Raw genomic sequence first — 17,537 nt, 5'->3', positions numbered from 1 at the left:
ACGTTATCCCGCCTCCTTTGGTGGATTACCGGTGCACATCTTGCGAATGGTGCGATAGAGCACCTCCGTACCTAACGCAATATCCTCAGAAGAGGAATATTCACTGGGATGATGACTGATACCGTCCTTACTGCGGACAAAAATCATGCCATAATCGCACACATAAGATAATGCAAGCGCATCATGGAACGGGCCACTCATCAATTCAGGCATCACGATCCCCATCTCTTCCGCGGAAGAGCGAATGATGGACATCATTGACTCGGCACAATATCGCGGTTCACTGTTGGTATCCTCGGTGACGGTATAGGTCAGACCATATTGGGAGCTGACTTCATCCAGCAATGTCATCAAACGGGCTTCCAGCCCGTTTCGGCGTTCCATCTCCATATCACGTAGATCCACGGTAAAGCTTACTTCTTCAGGAATGATATTCCTCGAGTCCGGAAATACCCTCAGACTTCCTACCGTACCGACAGTGGGTGCTCCCGGATCTTCACGGACCATATCGTCAAAGGCCGCAATCACTTTGGCACTGCCCACAAGTGCATCATGACGCATAACCATAGGAACCGAGCCTGCGTGCCCCGCCATCCCCTTCATCGTCACCGTGAGCCAGAGCGGACCCGAGATGCCTGTCACTAGACCGACCTGAGCGTCCATAGCTTCAAGCACAGGCCCCTGCTCAATATGCAGCTCCAGATAACTGCCAATGGAACCGGGAGGATATACCGCTGCCGCGAATTCAGATGGTGAACATCCGAAGGATGCCAGTGCCTCCCGGCGCTTCACCCCGTTTTTATCCTGGCGTTCCAGCTCCCCCTCCTCCAACTGGTTTGTAATGCCGCGGGAACCAAATAAACCTTTGTTAAACCTCGATCCCTCTTCATCGCAAAAAGCAATCACTTCAATTGCCATGCGAGGCTGTATGCCTTGTTCAACCAAACACTGCACGGCCTCCAGCGCACCCAGTACACCGATCGCACCGTCATAACGTCCTCCATAAGGCTGGGAGTCGATATGTGAACCGACCATCAGGATCGGTTTAGCTGAATCCGTTCCTTCCAGGCGGCCAATCAGATTACCGAAAGCATCCATTCGAGTCACAAGGCCTGCCTTCTCCATCCAAAACCTGACCTGATTGATGCCCTCTATGTCCTCTGGAGTAAGCGCAAGCCTGCATACCCCTGTATCTCCGATCTTGCCGATCTGAGCTAACTGTTCAATATGTTCATCCAGCCTCAGCTGATTAATGGATAACTCGGTTATGGTCTGCATCCTTCCTCTCCTCCTTGTCGCGGATTAAATCAACTCATGCCTACCCTCATCCAGACTGCGAAGTGCAGTAAACAAATGACTTACGATAAGGTCCAGTTCTTCCTCTGTGGTGACAAAGGGCGGGGATAGGGTCAAAATGTTCGCAAAGCCCGGCACCGTGTCTCCGTTCTTGCCGATCAGGATGCCTTCCCGTTTACAATGAGCCAGCACCTGCATGACGTTCTCTGTTGTCGCCGGAGAACCGTCCGGCTCGATCATCTCGATGCCGCAGGTGAATCCGAATAGACGGATATCACCTACGGAAGGAAGTTCAAGCAGCGGCTCTAACTTCTCACCAAGAAGCTGACCCAGTTCCGCAGCCCGGCTGACCAGTTGTTCCCTTTCCAAAATCTCCAGATTTGCCAGCGCAACCTGACAGGACACCGGATTTCCGCCAAACGTGTTCACATGGCGAAAGTGGTTATCCGTTCCAGGCTCACGAAAAGATGGATACAAGTCGGCTCTTATCGCCGTGGCGGATAACGGAGCGTAGGCACTCGTCATGCCTTTGGCCATTGTGATGATATCCGGCTGCACACCATAATTCTGATGACCGAACTTCTGTCCGGAGCGGCCAAAGCCGCAAATTACCTCGTCAACAATGAACAGCACACCATAGCGCTGGCAGATGTCCTGTACCCTGCGCATATAATCTGGCGGAGGAACAATCATACCGCCACCGGTAATCACCGGCTCCATAATTACAGCAGCCACCGTCTCCGGGCCTTCCCATTGAATGACTTCCTCATAGATGGCGGCACATTCAAGCCCGCAGCTATCTTTACTTTTTCCAAACGGACAGCGGTAACAGTACGGCGGAGGAACATGGGAGAAGCCTACACCGAGCGGCTCGTATTTGATCTTGCGTGCAGCCTGCCCTGTGGCGCCCAGTGCCCCCATAGAGTTACCGTGATAGGCACGGTGACGAGAGATGAATTTATGACGCGCGGGCTCACCGTTCTGATGGTGGAACTGACGGGCTATTTTGAAAGCCACCTCATTGGCATCCGAACCTGAATTAGAGAAAAAGATTCGATACTCTCCCTCAAGCCATTCATTCAGCTTCTCGGCCAGTAAAATCGCCGGTTCATGGCTCTGTGTCATCGGGATATACGCGAGAGTTTTCATCTGATCGTAGGCACGTTTGGCAATCTCCTCACGTCCATGCCCTACATTGACGCACCACAAACCCGACATGGCATCGAGGTAACGTTTACCCTCCTGATCCGTAATCCAGCTCCCCTCACCGCTAACGGCAATCAACGGGTGATCGTTATGCGGTGAGATGTGGTGCCAGACATATTTGCGATCCTTCTCCAGCCATTCTTCCTTCGTACCGCCCAGACGTTGTGATTGCTGATCCACAGAACTCATCCACCGTGCTCCCTTCTCTGATATGATCCGTATTACAACGTTCCAATGTCAGTCTCGTCCGTAGATTCATGTAAGGCAGGCTTATTTCACGGCCTCTTCATATATACTCTTCTCTAGCGCTTCATCCAGATTGGCTGCTTTCTTGATTAGCCCATATTTCAGTGCAATATCTGCCGTACGGGTAAACGATTCGTCAACAAAGCTTCCCACTTGCTTCTCGGTAAATCCTTCCGGACGAATCAGCTTGGCAATCTCTTCGAGCATCGTCACTTGATGTTCACGAGTTGTACTGCCCTCGGTCACATTACTCATCACGATGTCCACCGTCTCATCCTGATGATCAATGGCATAGTTCCAGCCTTTCAGGATGGCCCGGGTTACTTTTACCGCCAATTCACGGTTATTATCCACCCAGTCCTTCTTGGCAATCAGCGTATCCTCCAGCATGCCGACTCCGGCGTCCTCAATGTTGAACACGTTCAGATCGGATTCCTTTGTGCCGCTTTCCAGTACAACGTGATATTCGTTATAAATCGTGGCTGTAGCCACATCCACCTGATCATTGAAAAACTGATCCATCGTAAAGCCCTGCTTCACCAGCTCGATATCTTTTTTCGGATCAAGTCCATTCCTCTCCATAAAAGCAAGCACCTGAAATTGCTGACTTCCAAACCAGGTACTCACCTTCTTGCCTTTCATCTGTGCCGGATCGGTAATTCCTGCGGACTTCTTCGCAATCAGTCGATAGCTACTCTTCTGTGAAATCTGGGCAAGTGAAACGAGGGGGAGACCGTTATCCCGGCTGACCAGCAAGCTGTCCACTCCCGTAATCCCCACATCGGCTGCACCATTAACGACCTGTTGCTCGATAACGATATCCGGGCCTCCTGGAATAATCTCCGCATCAATACCTTCTTCTGCAAAAAAACCTTGTTCCTTCGCGGCATATATTCCGGCAAACTGTGCCTGTGGTACCCATTTAAGCTGAATCTTCACTTTGGTTAATGGCTGCTCCGCGGTTCCTGAACCACCCGAGCTTGCAGCGGCTGGCTGTGCTGCCGGCTCCGTTTTTGTAGAACATGCTGCCAGCACCAGCACCACACACAAGATCAACATCCCTAAACCCGGCTTCATCGTTTTGTACATGTCCAGAACAACCCCCTGTTTATATATGGATTTTGTTAAACGGTACGGCGAGATGGAGAACGGATTTTCCGCTAGAAAACAGAGCATTTCAGATTTCATAATTTCAGATTTCAGAATGTTATTGAGGGATAGTATGCACACGACTCCAGTGAAGCAGGCGTTTTTCAGCCAGAACAACCGTCTCATAGAGCACAATGCCGAGGATCGCTGCGATGACGATACAGGACCAGGCCAGCGGCATGTTGGCGAGCCGAATCTGATCAGAGAGCAAGTAACCCAGCCCTTGGGAAGCGATAAAAAACTCCCCTACAATAGCGCCGATAATACTGGTCGACATGTTGATTTTCAAACCCGCAAAGAGAGATGGCAACGCATGGGGCATCCTCAGCTTCCAAAAGAACTGTTTCCTGCTCGCCGCCAAGCTGCTCAGCAGTTCTTCATACTGCGGCTGAATAGAGGTCAGCCCTTTGAACAGGCTGACAGCCATCGCGGCCATCGTTATGACCGACACGACGGCAATACGTGACCAGATCCCGTCTCCGAACCAGTTGTTCATGATGGGAGCCAGAGCCACAATCGGAACAGCATTTAGTGCAGACAGGACTGTGACGGCTGCCCTGCCACTATTCGCGAAAAGTGAAGCTCCCATCGCAGCCAGAGCCCCTAGCAGAGAACCAATCAGAAAACCGCCCAACATCTCGGTACCACTGTAGATGGCATAGCGGAAGAGCATCTCGGCATTGTCCCGGATAGATGCAGCAATGGCAGAGGGTACGGGCAACTGATAATCTTCCAGTGACAGCAGCACATGAAAGAAGCGCAGTTGCCACAATGTTAGAAAGATTCCGCCTGCGAGCCATGGCAATAGGCTGCGAAGCATCCTGCCAAGCTTCATGCCAATACGCTGAATACCTGTGCGGGAGCGGCCAGTAGATGAGGACGAAGGTTCCGCTTGTTGTCCCCAACCCCTGTTGCCAGGAAGAGGTTGCCCCGTAGCTCCGCTTGTGGTTCCTTCATCACGTTTTCGCTGGAATACACTGCTTTTGCTCACGGCTGCTCCCCTCCTTTGGGTCTGAATTCGGGCTGCCATGGGGTAAGCCAACGTTCAGCCAAGCTGATGAACAGATAGGAGATGAGTCCGATGCCCATGCTGAGCATGATGGTTGCCCAGAACATACCTGCTTGTGCTGAACCATAATACAGCGAGCTGACCATCAGTACGCCAAGTCCATCAGGTGCTCCCATCAATTCCACGACAATCGAGGAGGTCACTGCGAGTGGAGCCGCAATTTTCATGCCGGAGAATAGACCAGGAAGTGCCGAAGGCAGTAAACACTTTACATAACGTGCCCTCCACGAAGTGCCGTAGGCACGCATGAGTTCCAGATGCTGAGGAGAAACACTTTTCAAACCTTTTAAGGTATGGATGATGACCGGGAAAAAGGTGACATACGCCGCCATGACAATTCGCGCCCACTCGGCGTTATGAATAATGCCATATACGATCGGAGCAAGCCCGATGACCGGAACCATCTGTGAAGACACCACGTAAGGAGACAACGTGCGTTCAATCCAGACCGCGGCACTCATGAGCAGTGCCAGTGATGCCCCTAGCAATGTTCCGCCGGCAAAACCGATGGCAGCATTGCCAAAGGTAACCGAGCCTTGCTCCGCCAGCGTGCTCCAGTGACGGAAGAACGACTCCATGACAATGTGAAGATATGGCAGACGAGAAGTGGCCTGCTGCGGAGACATAAACAGATGCAGCATCCACGCCAGCCCTTCCCAAAGGACGAAAATCGATATGATCCATATCATCACCCAGGCACGGTAACCCGGTTTAAACAAACGAAGGAACATGGGCTTTATCACGCTCCTCATGAAAACAGTTACGAATCGTCGTTATCATCTGATAGAAGGATTCGGTTTCCCTCAACTGGCTCTCTCGCTCGGCTGGAAGGTTCACGGAATGGATCGAATGCACTTGGCCCGGATGGGCAGAGAGTACGATGATGCGGTCCGATAAAAAGACTGCTTCGGGGATGCTATGGGTAACAAAGAGGAAGGTTTTTCCGGTAGAACGTTTAATCTCAAGCAGTTCCATCTGCAGTTTTTCTTTGGTGAATTCATCCAGCGCAGAGAACGGCTCATCCATTAGTAGAAGGGGTGGATCAAGTGCCAGTGCACGTGCAATAGACACGCGTTGCTGCATCCCTCCGCTCAGCTGCCATGGATAATGATCTGCAAATCTAGTCAGTCCAACCCTATCCAGCAGTTCACTGCTAATGCGTCGACACTCTTTTCGCCGGGTACCCCGTAGTTCCAGCGGCAGTTCTACATTGTGGCGCACCGTACGCCAATCGAACAGAGCCGGAGTCTGAAAAACGATGCCGAACTCCCTTTGCAGCCTTGCCTGCTTCGGTTCTTGTCCTGCGATCCGAACACGGCCTGTTGTTGGCTGAAGAAGATCAGCAACAATGCGGAGCAGCGTTGATTTGCCACAGCCGGAAGGACCTAACAGGGAGACAAATTCATTGGATGCAATATGAAACGTCACATCGGATAAGGCTTTTACTTGCTGAGGTCCGCTACCAAAGACGACAGAAACATGGTCCACATCAATAAGAAGCTGTTCAGAGGTACTTTTCGTGGATTGATGAAGTGATACAACAGAGGGAGAGGTCATAGGCATTCTCCTTTGGAAGGATGGGATGGTTGGAGACATCAAGGTTGAACGGTGGTAGGTTAACCTACACAAACGTAACGGGTTGACTTGTTAGATACTACTATATCGCTTTGACTGAAAATTACATTATACAAACTGTTTGGAGTATGGGCTTGAACATGTGACAAACTGTAAAATGAGATTGGTTCTCAGCACATAAGCTACACATTTGTTGTGACATGAAGTAACGTATATCTGCCATAAATTAAACTCTCCTCTTTACTCCTTCTTCTGCAAACAGCGTATATTCATTTGTATTAATTGATGAAATATTCGGAAAATATGACATATCCCCTCGTAATCCTATGAGATTTCATGTATAACGATGGATATAGACAGAGATTGGAATAAAGCCATGGTGGGATACAGTTGTACCAACTATAGCTTGAATTATCACAAAATCATTGAAGACAACATGTTTGAGGGCTGTTCAAATCTTTTTAAATCCAAAATTTGGGGTGGTCATCATGTTTGATTGGCTGGGATGGAAAAAAGGGTTGCCGCTGTGGTGGTCTTATCGGTTGAACGCACACCGTAAGGAAGATGTGGAGCACATTTTTGAAGGGATCGCGGAGACAAGAAGACAGTTATTGATGGATTGGGCGAGTGATCAGTGGAGTCATCTGGATCGATTGCTTCAGCAGATCGAATCGGTTGACCTCCAAGATGCGAAGCCCGGATCACCACAGGCAGAGAAGCTGGATACCTGGTTTAAGGCGAGCTACGCACGAACTCAGGATAGCACGGAATTGTTCATTCTTAACGAGCAGCATGAAGTTTCATTTTCTACATATCAGAAACATATAGGTCAACGTTATAACCCTCACGAGAATATATCCTTCGGTCACGGATTGAGCCATGCACAAGCAGGCATACATGGTCAGAAGTGTCTTTATGGTCCGTATTCTGATCCGCTTACACTGGAGATCGGGCCACGCTCGTCCACATTTCATGACGCCATTACCTTGATGTTCATTGCCCCTATCGTGCAACAAGGTAAGTATGCGGGTGCTTTATGCAGCCGTATTCCTGGCGACGTGCTTGGTGATCTCATTCAGCGTGAATCGGGACATATCTACCCGGATTCAGGGGATAACTATCTGTTTATGGCTGAGTCTGTATTGCGGCCTGAGCTGCAACCAGGTACCGCTCTATCTCGCAGCCGCTTCGAGGACCGAACATTTACGCATGGGGAAAACCTGAAAGACGGTGTGACCACCGATTGGGGCATCGTGTCTGTCCAGAAGCATACAGAGCTTGAGCTGATGTTCACCGATCCCTCCACCGGCCAATTGCATCCGGGGGTATCGAAAACGATTCAAAATGGCTCCAATCTGTTTGTGGCCTATCCCGGTTATTCGGATTACCGCCATATTCCCGTCATCGGTAAAGGTATCACCTTTCAACTTCCTCACTGCCCGGATCGCTGGGGCATGATGTGTGAAGGTGATCTGGAAGAAGTATACCGAATACGCAGTATCGGATGGCGACAATTCAAACAGCATAGCTTCTATATTACGCTCTCGGCTGTTCTGGCTGCCGCCTTGATTTTTGCGCTGACAGGCAGTGGATGGAACGCAGCTGCAATCGCTGGCTTTCATATCATCTTTGGATTCTTTGGTGCATTCCAGCTTCATCGCAAACAATACAATCGCGTCCATAGGGACTTGCGCAGTCTCAGTCAATTCATTCGAGTGAATGCAGAGGGGAAAGGTGATCTTACCCAGCGTCTGGATACGAACGCTTTTGCTCAAGATGAATCAGGTGAACTGGCCAAATGGATTAATAACATGATCGATTCTCTGGAGAGCATTATGCTCAAAGTGCAGCGTGCTACGGTGGACGTGATGGATAATCAGCATCTGATGCGTGCATCTACAGAGACTACTCAAGTGACTACTGACCGCGTCAACCTCAAGCTTGGTTCAATGATTCAAGCTACCCGTACACAATTACAAGACCTGGATCAAGCAAAGCTGGCCGCCGATCATATGCGATTAACCCTAAAGCAGTTGGAGGCATCCGCCAATGAACAGATTGGTGTAGCCAGACAGGAAGTAGATCGCATCGGTGATAAAATGATTCAAATCTCCAGTGCCGTGTCGGATACAAACCAGACGATTCTCTCCTTCCTTGGCACAATGAAAGACATCTACCGCGCTTTAGCGGTCATTGAAGAAATATCGGCACAGACCAACCTGCTTGCATTAAATGCGACAATCGAAGCCGCTCGTGTGGGAGAGCATGGACGCGGATTCTCGGTTGTCGCTGAAGAGATTCGCAAGCTGGCTGATGTGTCCCGCTCCTCCACGGAGGACATTCATCAGATTTTAGATCGGATCTCGACGGCTGCAAGCGCAGCATCCAAGCAAATCACCGAAGGAGATCAGGTGCTTGCAGAAGGAACAACACTGGTTCAAGCAGCATCAGAGCTTCTCCAAAAAGCCACTGCCGAAGAAGCGGAGCGTACCCAAGTCGTCGATCAGGTCGTATTTTTAATGGAAAATATCGCTGCCATCAGCCACCAAAATCGGGTGACCTCTACCGAGGTGGAAGCCGAGATGATGGCGTTGATCCGGGATATGTTGAAGGTTCAGCAATCCTCCCATGATGTGGAGGCCATTACCCTTTTCCTGCAGCAAGTCGTCAGCCAATTTCAATTGAATCAGTCTGCCTAAATTGCTGTCACGGGACGTCATCATTGACGCGGATTGGAGAAATAGCTAAAATTTGATGCAACTGTTGCTTTTACAATTGTCGTATCATTTTCTATAGAAGATTTCCAATCTGAACCGTTGAAAGGGTGGTCTGCATGGAATTGCTTCAGGATTCATTTGGCCGCATACATGACTACATCCGTATTTCCGTTACGGACCGCTGCAATCTGCGTTGTGTCTACTGCATGCCCGCGGAAGGCATGGAGTTTGCTCCGCATGATGAAATTATGAGTTATGAAGAAATTACGGAAGTGCTGAAAGTGCTCGCCCCGATGGGCATGCGCAAGGTTCGGCTCACGGGGGGAGAACCGCTGGTACGGAAGGATTTGCATAAACTTGTGGGCATGATCTCTGCCATTGATGGCATCGAAGACATTGCACTGACCACAAATGCCTTGCTGCTGGACAAACAGGCGAAGGCTTTGAAGGATGCTGGGCTGAACCGCATTAATATTAGCCTGGACTCCCTGCATGCTGACCGCTTCTCTATGATCACACGCGGTGGAGATGTCAATAAGGTGCTGAAGGGTATCGAGGCAGCTACTGCAGTGGGCCTGGCACCGATCAAGCTGAATGTAGTGCTCATGAAAGGCATTAATGATGATGAGATCAAAGATTTCATTGCTATGACGATGGATCAGCCGCTGCATGTGCGGTTCATTGAATACATGCCCATCGGGCATGCTTCCGACTCCTGGCGCAAATCGTATTTGCCACTGGAGGCCGTAACGGATGTGTGCGCCGAGGCTGGCTGGACGGTTGAGAATACTGAGGGCCCAGCCGGGAACGGTCCATCCCGCAACATGAAAATTGCAGGCTCCCAAGGCACATTTGGTCTTATTCATCCGGTCAGTGACCACTTCTGTGATAACTGTAATCGGCTGCGCCTTACAGCGGACGGACATATCAAGGCTTGTCTGTACTGGTCAGATGAATACAATGTTCGCCGCTATGTAGATGATCCCGATGCGATGGCTGCACTTTTCCTGAAAGCACTCGGTACCAAACCGAAAAATCATGAAATGGCACTGGCACTGGAGAAAAAAATGCAATCCCACACCCCGACGGTACGACGTATGTCGCAGATCGGTGGATAAAAGAAAGCCGGACTTCCTTATCCGAACGGAAGGAATACGGACCATTCGTTATCTTAAACTACCGTTGTAATACGCACTATTATGTATATCAAAACAGACGAGAACATCATGTTCCCGTCTGTTTTTGCGTTGTATTTTAATCCTAGTTGAGCTTAACAACCTTTTCTGATTCAAAAGATTCGAAAAAATGTAAGTAGACATCATCCCAACATTGGGGCTACAATTCTTCAATGCATCTGACGATGTATAACATAAACCAAGATTATATATAAACATATTATAGGAGCTGACAGTATTGAACATCGTAGAAGCACTCGTTGCAGCAAGCCCGTATTTTAAAACATTACTAAAAGAACAGGATATCATGATAGCAGTCAACGATACTAAGCAGGTACGGTATTATTCCCCCAGCAATGATCTTGATCTGGGCTAAAAACCAGGCGATCCCATTGTCCTTGAAGATCCAACAATACGCCAAGCACTTATACACGGCGAGACTTCCTCCTACCGTATAGATGCCCAACACTATGGTACACCCATCAATACGGCATCCACCCCGATTCGGGATGAGGAAGGGAATATCGTTGGCATATTTGCTATTGCTCGCTCTCTTAAAAATGAAGAAGAGCTGGAGCATTTCACAGAGGTAATCGGCGGCATCAGCGACAAATTAACAGATATGGTGCAGACGGTAGCTGCCCAAGCCGAGCAATTGACGGCATCATCCACGCAAATTTTGGATAATGCCCGCGTAGCTGTGCAAAATTCTGGCGAGGTTAACAAAGTCGCCAGATTTATTCGCGAGATTTCAGAACAAACGAATCTGCTCGGTCTGAATGCTGCAATTGAAGCTGCACGAGCCGGCGAGGCAGGTGCAGGATTCGGTGTCGTTGCATCCGAGGTACGCAAACTATCTACTGGAACCAAGGAAGCTACAGTCAACATCGAACGTTCACTCAAAGACGTGCAGACCTCCATTCGGCAGATGGAACAGGAGATTTCCTCTATAGCCCAGTCCAGTAATGAACAGGCCGAGCTGGTAATCGAGTTCAGTGAGATTATTGACCATCTGAACGCCACAAGCCAGGATCTTAAAATATTCATTGAATCGATGCTACTCAAAGCAGAATAAACGAATACATCAGGCTTCCCGTAATTACGATGCGGGGGCCTTTTTTGGAGTAATAAGTTTCTCTTTCCTCCTTGTTTCTATTAACTTTCTCGTGATCCGTTCCCTTCTCATCCCCCTCTCGCGATTTTGCCCCTTCTTATGCGATTCCCTGATCTAGGCATGAAAGAGTTTCCAGCACATCATGAGCGCAAGTCCAACCATGATCAGAGCGGATAAGCGATTGAGTACAAACCGTAGTTGTCCTGTACGATCATGACTGCCGACCATCCTGCCAGCTCCTACAAGTCCCAAAAACCACACCCAGGATACAGCCATCGTTGTCGTTGCAAAATATAACCGTTCCACCCCTTCATACTGAAGTGAGCTGGTACCAATTACAGCTACGGTATCCAGCAAGGCATGCGGGTTGAGCAGGGACACAGATGCAGCAAAAGCAATCTGCCGTCCTGCAGACATAGCCACTGGAACTTCTTCGGGGGAAGCGGATGATTTCCATAACCCCCAGGCCATGTAGAGCAAAAACAGGCTTCCAGCCCCATATAAAACATGGGTAAGTAGAGGCCATTGAACCAAAATGAGAGACATGCCCCCCACAGCGGCTCCAATCAACAGTGTGTCACTAATCCCTGCTGTAATTATAGCTGGCAGTGCATGCAGGTATTTCTTTTGCGTTAACCCTTGATTGAAAATAAATACATTCTGAACACCCAGCGGCAAGATCAGGCCGAATGCCAGCACCACCGCATGAATAAAAACGTCCATTGCCCTTCCCCCTTATCTCTTTGTTCAGCGTAAATGAAATCAGGAAAGACGTAACCAGCCACTTGGATGGCAATGAACCCAACCAAATGGTATAGTGGACGGTACGAATACGATAACGGACACTTTAGAACCCTCCGTCTCTGTACATCCTAACAACTGTCATAGACACATGATCAGCGACATCTTTATCTTCATGACTACAGGAGGTGAAACTACCTGATGGGACATCAATATTCCAATATTTCTTCTGGCCATAGCTGGAAGCCAAACCCTGCGCTTGATCTGCCTTTGTATCGTCAGATCGAAGCCTATATCCGGCAGAAAATCACAACAGGTGAGTGGTCGGCTGGGACTCGTCTTCCTTCTCAGCGAATGTTGGCAGCATCCATGGGTGTAAACCGCAGTACGCTGGTCACCGCTCTGGATAACCTGACTGCGGCAGGCATGATTGAAGGCCGGCACGGAGGCGGGACCTATGTCTCCGGTTCCGGTTGGCACAGTATGGCCCATGCCGCGTTACCTAAATGGAACGAAGCTGCACAGGAAGGCTGGTACTATCCAAATTTGCCCGAGATTCAGCAGATTAATCAGGCGGAGTTCAGGCCTGGCATTATTCGACTGGGTACAGGTGAGCTAGCGCCGGAACTGATGCCTAACGATGCGTTTAATGAAATTCTCCAGACCCTGTCCAGCCGAGCACTTATGCTGAATTACATCGAACCTCAAGGCAGTTTGGCGCTCCGTGAGGCATTGTCTGTGCATTTGCAGTCTGGTGGTATTCAAGCCTCACCAGATTCGATCCTGATCGTGTCGGGATCTCTACAGGCACTGCATCTGATCTCCGTGGGACTGCTACCTCGTGGATCAGCTGTATTATTAGAGAAGCCATCCTATCTCTATTCCATCCACGCCTTCCAATCGGCAGGGCTCAAGCTAAACGGAATTACCATGGAGGAAGAGGGCTTACATCTGGGGCATTTAGAACGTGCGATGCACACGTTACACACAGGAAAAGACGAGAATAACGGCGAATCCTTCCCGCTACTGTACACCATTCCGAGTTTTCATAATCCTACAGGCAGCGTAATGAGTCGCCGCCGCCGGGATGAATTGTTGTCCCTCGCCCGCAGTTCCGGTATTTCCATCTTGGAGGATGCCGCTTATCAGGAACTTTGGCTGGATCACCCTCCCCCTCCTCCACTTAAGGCAAGTGACCAGGAAGGTCGGGTGCTGCATATGGGCACACTCTCCAAAGCAGTCAGTCCAGGTCTTCGTCTTGGCTGGCTTGTCGGTCCTGTGCCCGTCATTCGAAGGCTGGCTGATATCAAAATGCAAACGGATTACGGTACCAGTTCAATCGCACAAGAAGCAGCCGCATTATGGTTTGCAGATGGCCATCACGCAGCCCATATGGAGCGGCTGCGTCCAGAGCTCCAAAGACGCAGAGACTTCATGCTGGAGCTGCTTCAACGTTACCTTCGTGACATTGCGGAATGGAAGATCCCAGAAGGCGGCTTCTATATCTGGCTACGCTTCACAGCGGAATCCTTGTCTATCCGCAAGTTGTTCTATGCCTGTCTGGAAGCAGATGTACTCATTCATCCAGGTTATCTGTATGATCGCATGGATGCGAGTCATATCCGCCTCTCTTATGCCTACGCCTCGCAAGATGAGACGGAACGCGGACTCATGGTTCTTGTCGAAGCTGCCCGAAGGCTGATGGTGTCCAGCTTGTGAGCAACATTTTATGTATGCCAACCAAGATACTTCCCCTGCCGTATGGCTCCTGCATCTAGATGCTGCTCACCTTACGCTTACGTTGGCCGTTCGACAAAATGAAAATAGCCTTGAACCTGGGCGGAATATATCCGCAGTAGTTCAAGGCTATAAATATAAGCGAGCACTCACAATCATTGAAGAAGTCAGTACCAAGAGATCATACCCCAATGGTTATCCTTTGACCGCACCCTCTGCAATACCCTCCATAATAAACTTTTGGAAGAAGGCATAGATCAGGATGACCGGAATTGCTGTCAAAACCAGAGAAGAGAGAATCAACGGCCATTCCTTATTGTACTCACCAAACAGCATGTTTGTGGACAGGATCAGTGTATACCGGTTTACATCCGTCAACATCAGTAGTGGCAACAGGAAGTCATTCCAGATCCACAGGAAGTCCAGAATGGCTATCGTCACTGTGATTGGAAGCAGCAGCGGGAAAATAATCTGAAAGAACGTCTGGAATTCGTTACATCCATCGATCTGAGCGGATTCTTCCAGTTCACGCGGAATGGACTTCACAAACCCGTGATAGAGGAAGATTGCCATGTTTACACCAAGTCCGATATAGATCAAGGCCAGTCCGTAAGTGCTTCCTTGCACCCACATCGTCTTCGCTACACGTGTCAGCGGGATCATGATGGAGTGGAAAGGCACCAGCATGGATGCAACAAACATGAAGAAGATCAGGTTACTTAATCGACCGGAAGTCCGTGACAGCTTGTAACCTGCAAGCGAAGCACAGAAGACGATTCCTCCAATGCCCAGAATGGACACAATCGCAGAGTTCAGCGAGCTGCCGAGCAGATTGATTTTGTTAAACGCATCCGTATAGTTTTCCCAATGTAATGTGGTCGGCAGAGCGATAAATGATTGGAACATTTCACCCTGTGTTTTGAACGAGTTCACCACAGCCATGTAGATTGGAAGCATGGCTAGCAGGGAGCCGAGAACCAATAACAGCCGAATCAGGTAGTTATTCAGTCGCTGCATTCTCATGCTTCCACCTCTTTTCTCTTCATGACGGTGATCTGGATAAGTGTGAAGATCAGTACTATGATGAACAATACAACTGATTTGGCACTTGCGTAACCGTATCTGAAGTTGTTCGAAAAAGCTTCTTCATATATATTCATGGTGATGACTTGTGTAGCCCGACCTGGGCCGCCACCTGTCAAACCATAGACAACCTCGAACACTTTGAATGCACCGTTCAATGTCAGGAAGAAACAGATTGTAATGGCGTGTGTAATCATCGGCAGTACGACGTTACGCAGCACCTGAAACGCATTTGCGCCGTCAATGACCGCGGCTTCCTTAAGACTTTTCGGTACACCCTGCAATGCAGCCAGGTAGATGATCATCATATAGCCCACACCGTTCCAAAGCGATACGATTAGAATCGAGTAGAAGGAGAACTTCGGATCACCGAGCCATTGTTGGTCGAGAAAAGAAATAGCCAATTTCTCAGCCAGCTGCGGCAACACCTGGGAAAAGATGAACGTCCACATGAATGCACTGATAATGGTACTGATCATATTGGGCATGAAAAATAACGTCCGGAACAACCCTTTGCTGCGTGTACGCGACTCAATGAATACGGCCAGCAGCAATGCAATGACATTTTGCAGAATGAGCATAAAGATCACATATTTCAGCGTAAACCACAGCGAGTTCAAGAAATCGGGATCTTCCTTGAACAATTCCACAAAGTTTCCCAGTCCGATAAAGCTGTAGTCACGGTTTAATCCGTTCCAATCCGTCAAGCTGTAGAACATCCCGCTAAACGTCGGGTACAGCAGGAATATCGCATAGATTATAAAAGCTGGCGCTGTGAACGCGAGCAGTGAAAGATACTTTTTGAACACATTCGTAGCCATAACTTCTCCCCCTTTTTGCACAGCGGATGAAGGTTAACGGGGGAACGAAGATCGTTCAACCAGCCGTTTCATCTGCTTCGAGACGGTGACGAAATAAAGCACCGCTAATTTGTTGACAAAACCCCCGAGAAACGGATATAAACGAGATCTTGTCAACAAACGCGGGTGCTGCTTCCGTACATCTCAACCTTGTTGACCGTTCAGGCGCTTACTAGTTAAGCATTCAGCTCTTACTTGTTGACTTTATTGTAGGACTTCCACGCCTTGTCGAGCGCATCAATCACCTGCTGTTGATTCAATTGACCAGAGTAGTATCCTTGCAGCGCTTTACCAGACTCATCTTTAACGGCTTGAGGGATCGTTGGATCCTGATATGCTTTGCCTTCGTTTACATATTTCAGGGCATCGTCTACCCATGGGAAGCTCTTGAAGGTATGCACTTTGGCAACCGGATTAAACTTGAGTGCTTCGTAGAATGCACTGGAGTCTTTGTCATCCAGAATGTAGTTTACAAAGTCGAGTGCCACTTCTTTATTTTTACTTGTCGAAGATACGGCCAGGGAAGTGGAGGTACTCAGGTTGATTTTCGTATCATCCGGATTGTCGTTCAGCGGCATTGGAGCTACACCAAAATTGATGTCAGGATTGGATTTCAGAATCGTTTCTGCGTACCAAGGTCCTTGAATCCACATTGCTGCTTTGCCTGTAGCATACGCCGCTGCACCATCATCCGCTCCGACTTCAAGCGCTTTATCCGTTCCATTGGCATTGACGAGATCGAATACGTCAAACAGTGCTTTCATATCGGAGAAGGAAGCTTCGTCCTTGTTCATTTTTTCTACAAAGTCTTTGTGCTCTGTCTGTGTCAGTGCCCCTACAGTGAGCGGCAGGAACAGTTGCGGAACCCAAGCTTCTTTGTAAGAAAGCTCAAACGGGGTGATGCCAGCTGCTTTCAGCTTCTCTACAACCGCTTTCATTTCTGTCAAGGTCGTTGGCACCTCAAGCCCTTGCTCCTTGAAGATATCTTTGTTGTACAGATAACCCCATGACAAGGTTTCAAGCGGAACCGCGACGACTTTACCACTTGCATCCGTTACCGAAGGTTTGACCGAATCCAGCAATTTATCTACAAAAGGTTGGTTGGACAAGTCTTCGAGATATCCGGCTTTGCTGAAAGGTGGAATCTCGTTCACCGCGTGCAGAGCGAATACGTCTGGTGCATCATTGGATGCTAGTCTTGTTTTCAAAATCTGAGGTGCGTTATCTGCTGGCGGCATCTCCAGCTGCACATTCACCTCGATGTTTTTGTCTGCTTTTTCCTTGGCCTTGAACTGTTCTATATATTTATCGTAATGTTCTTTCAGCCTGGGTTGAGCAATGAATACTTTGAGGTTCACGGTGCTGCCAGCTTTGACTTCGTTCTGCTCAGTATCTGTGCCTGCATTCGAGCCGCAACCCGCGAGCAGAACGCTAACCAGTGCCGCACTTACAACGCTTTTCCATACTTTCATCTCTTATGACCTCCCGGTGTGTGACTGGTTTGTCTTTCATAGGCTTATTATATATCGCAAAATGTAAGCGCTTCATTGGACAAAATTAGACTCTTCC

At 49.0% G+C, this 17,537-nt stretch carries 15 protein-coding genes; 5 read left to right on the top strand and 10 right to left on the bottom strand.

Annotated features, from left to right (window positions below; all coding sequences use genetic code 11):
• Positions 1–3 precede the first annotated feature (3 nt).
• From EC604_RS16840 to EC604_RS16815, 6 genes are all read right to left on the bottom strand, one after another.
• On the bottom strand, positions 4–1,278 hold the full coding sequence (locus EC604_RS16840) for a M20 family metallo-hydrolase (RefSeq protein WP_123065273.1): 1,275 nt from the start codon (positions 1,276–1,278) through the stop codon (positions 4–6).
• 24 nt (positions 1,279–1,302) lie between these two features.
• Positions 1,303–2,691 carry an aspartate aminotransferase family protein gene (locus EC604_RS16835; protein WP_123065272.1) on the bottom strand — a complete coding sequence of 463 codons (1,389 nt, stop codon included), beginning with the start codon at positions 2,689–2,691 and terminating at the stop codon, positions 1,303–1,305.
• Positions 2,692–2,772: 81 nt separating this feature from the next.
• Complete coding sequence (locus EC604_RS16830; protein ID WP_240036968.1) at positions 2,773–3,837, bottom strand: ABC transporter substrate-binding protein; 1,065 nt, start codon at positions 3,835–3,837, stop codon at positions 2,773–2,775.
• A gap of 118 nt (positions 3,838–3,955) precedes the next feature.
• On the bottom strand, positions 3,956–4,888 hold the full coding sequence (locus tag EC604_RS16825; protein WP_240036966.1) for an ABC transporter permease: 933 nt from the start codon (positions 4,886–4,888) through the stop codon (positions 3,956–3,958).
• The gene (locus tag EC604_RS16820; RefSeq protein WP_123065271.1) at positions 4,885–5,697 is read right to left on the bottom strand and encodes an ABC transporter permease; all 813 of its coding nucleotides are present in this window, start codon (positions 5,695–5,697) and stop codon (positions 4,885–4,887) included. Before EC604_RS16820 ends, EC604_RS16825 begins: the two co-directional genes overlap by 4 nt.
• Positions 5,678–6,523, bottom strand: coding sequence for an ABC transporter ATP-binding protein (locus EC604_RS16815; RefSeq protein WP_123065270.1), 846 nt, complete (start codon positions 6,521–6,523; stop codon positions 5,678–5,680). Before EC604_RS16815 ends, EC604_RS16820 begins: the two co-directional genes overlap by 20 nt.
• Positions 6,524–7,029: 506 nt before the next feature.
• Here EC604_RS16815 and EC604_RS16810 point away from each other — a divergent pair.
• The 4 genes from EC604_RS16810 (at position 7,030) to EC604_RS30565 (ending at position 11,508) form a co-directional block, all read left to right on the top strand.
• Complete coding sequence (locus tag EC604_RS16810; protein ID WP_123065269.1) at positions 7,030–9,240, top strand: methyl-accepting chemotaxis protein; 2,211 nt, start codon at positions 7,030–7,032, stop codon at positions 9,238–9,240.
• Positions 9,241–9,374: 134 nt separating this feature from the next.
• The gene (gene moaA, locus EC604_RS16805; protein ID WP_123065268.1) at positions 9,375–10,376 is read left to right on the top strand and encodes a GTP 3',8-cyclase MoaA; all 1,002 of its coding nucleotides are present in this window, start codon (positions 9,375–9,377) and stop codon (positions 10,374–10,376) included.
• Between the two features lie 295 nt (positions 10,377–10,671).
• On the top strand, positions 10,672–10,809 hold the full coding sequence (locus tag EC604_RS30570) for a hypothetical protein (protein WP_240036964.1): 138 nt from the start codon (positions 10,672–10,674) through the stop codon (positions 10,807–10,809).
• A 246-nt stretch (positions 10,810–11,055) separates the two neighbouring features.
• Complete coding sequence (locus tag EC604_RS30565; RefSeq protein WP_240036962.1) at positions 11,056–11,508, top strand: methyl-accepting chemotaxis protein; 453 nt, start codon at positions 11,056–11,058, stop codon at positions 11,506–11,508.
• A 153-nt stretch (positions 11,509–11,661) separates the two neighbouring features.
• Here EC604_RS30565 and EC604_RS16795 read toward each other — a convergent pair whose 3' ends face one another.
• A complete protein-coding gene (locus tag EC604_RS16795) occupies positions 11,662–12,270 on the bottom strand; it encodes a LysE/ArgO family amino acid transporter (protein ID WP_123065267.1) in 609 nt (202 codons plus the stop codon).
• A 219-nt stretch (positions 12,271–12,489) separates the two neighbouring features.
• On the opposite strand from EC604_RS16795, the gene EC604_RS16790 reads away from it, so the two are divergent.
• Positions 12,490–14,007 (top strand): PLP-dependent aminotransferase family protein, encoded by a 1,518-nt coding sequence (locus tag EC604_RS16790; RefSeq protein ID WP_123065266.1) that lies wholly within the window; start codon positions 12,490–12,492, stop codon positions 14,005–14,007.
• A gap of 213 nt (positions 14,008–14,220) precedes the next feature.
• Here EC604_RS16790 and EC604_RS16785 read toward each other — a convergent pair whose 3' ends face one another.
• The 3 genes from EC604_RS16785 to EC604_RS16775 all read right to left on the bottom strand — a co-directional run bounded on the left by EC604_RS16785 (position 14,221) and on the right by EC604_RS16775 (position 17,440).
• A complete protein-coding gene (locus tag EC604_RS16785) occupies positions 14,221–15,048 on the bottom strand; it encodes a carbohydrate ABC transporter permease (RefSeq protein WP_123065265.1) in 828 nt (275 codons plus the stop codon).
• The gene (locus EC604_RS16780) at positions 15,045–15,929 is read right to left on the bottom strand and encodes a carbohydrate ABC transporter permease (protein WP_123065264.1); all 885 of its coding nucleotides are present in this window, start codon (positions 15,927–15,929) and stop codon (positions 15,045–15,047) included. The genes EC604_RS16785 and EC604_RS16780 overlap by 4 nt, the downstream gene beginning before the upstream one ends.
• Before the next feature lie 230 nt (positions 15,930–16,159).
• A complete protein-coding gene (locus EC604_RS16775; RefSeq protein WP_123065263.1) occupies positions 16,160–17,440 on the bottom strand; it encodes an ABC transporter substrate-binding protein in 1,281 nt (426 codons plus the stop codon).
• Positions 17,441–17,537: the final 97 nt, after the last annotated feature.

It is taken from the genome of Paenibacillus amylolyticus, assembly GCF_003719335.1.
GTDB lineage: Bacteria > Bacillota > Bacilli > Paenibacillales > Paenibacillaceae > Paenibacillus > Paenibacillus amylolyticus_D.
This window is presented reverse-complemented; position numbering and strand designations above follow the sequence as displayed.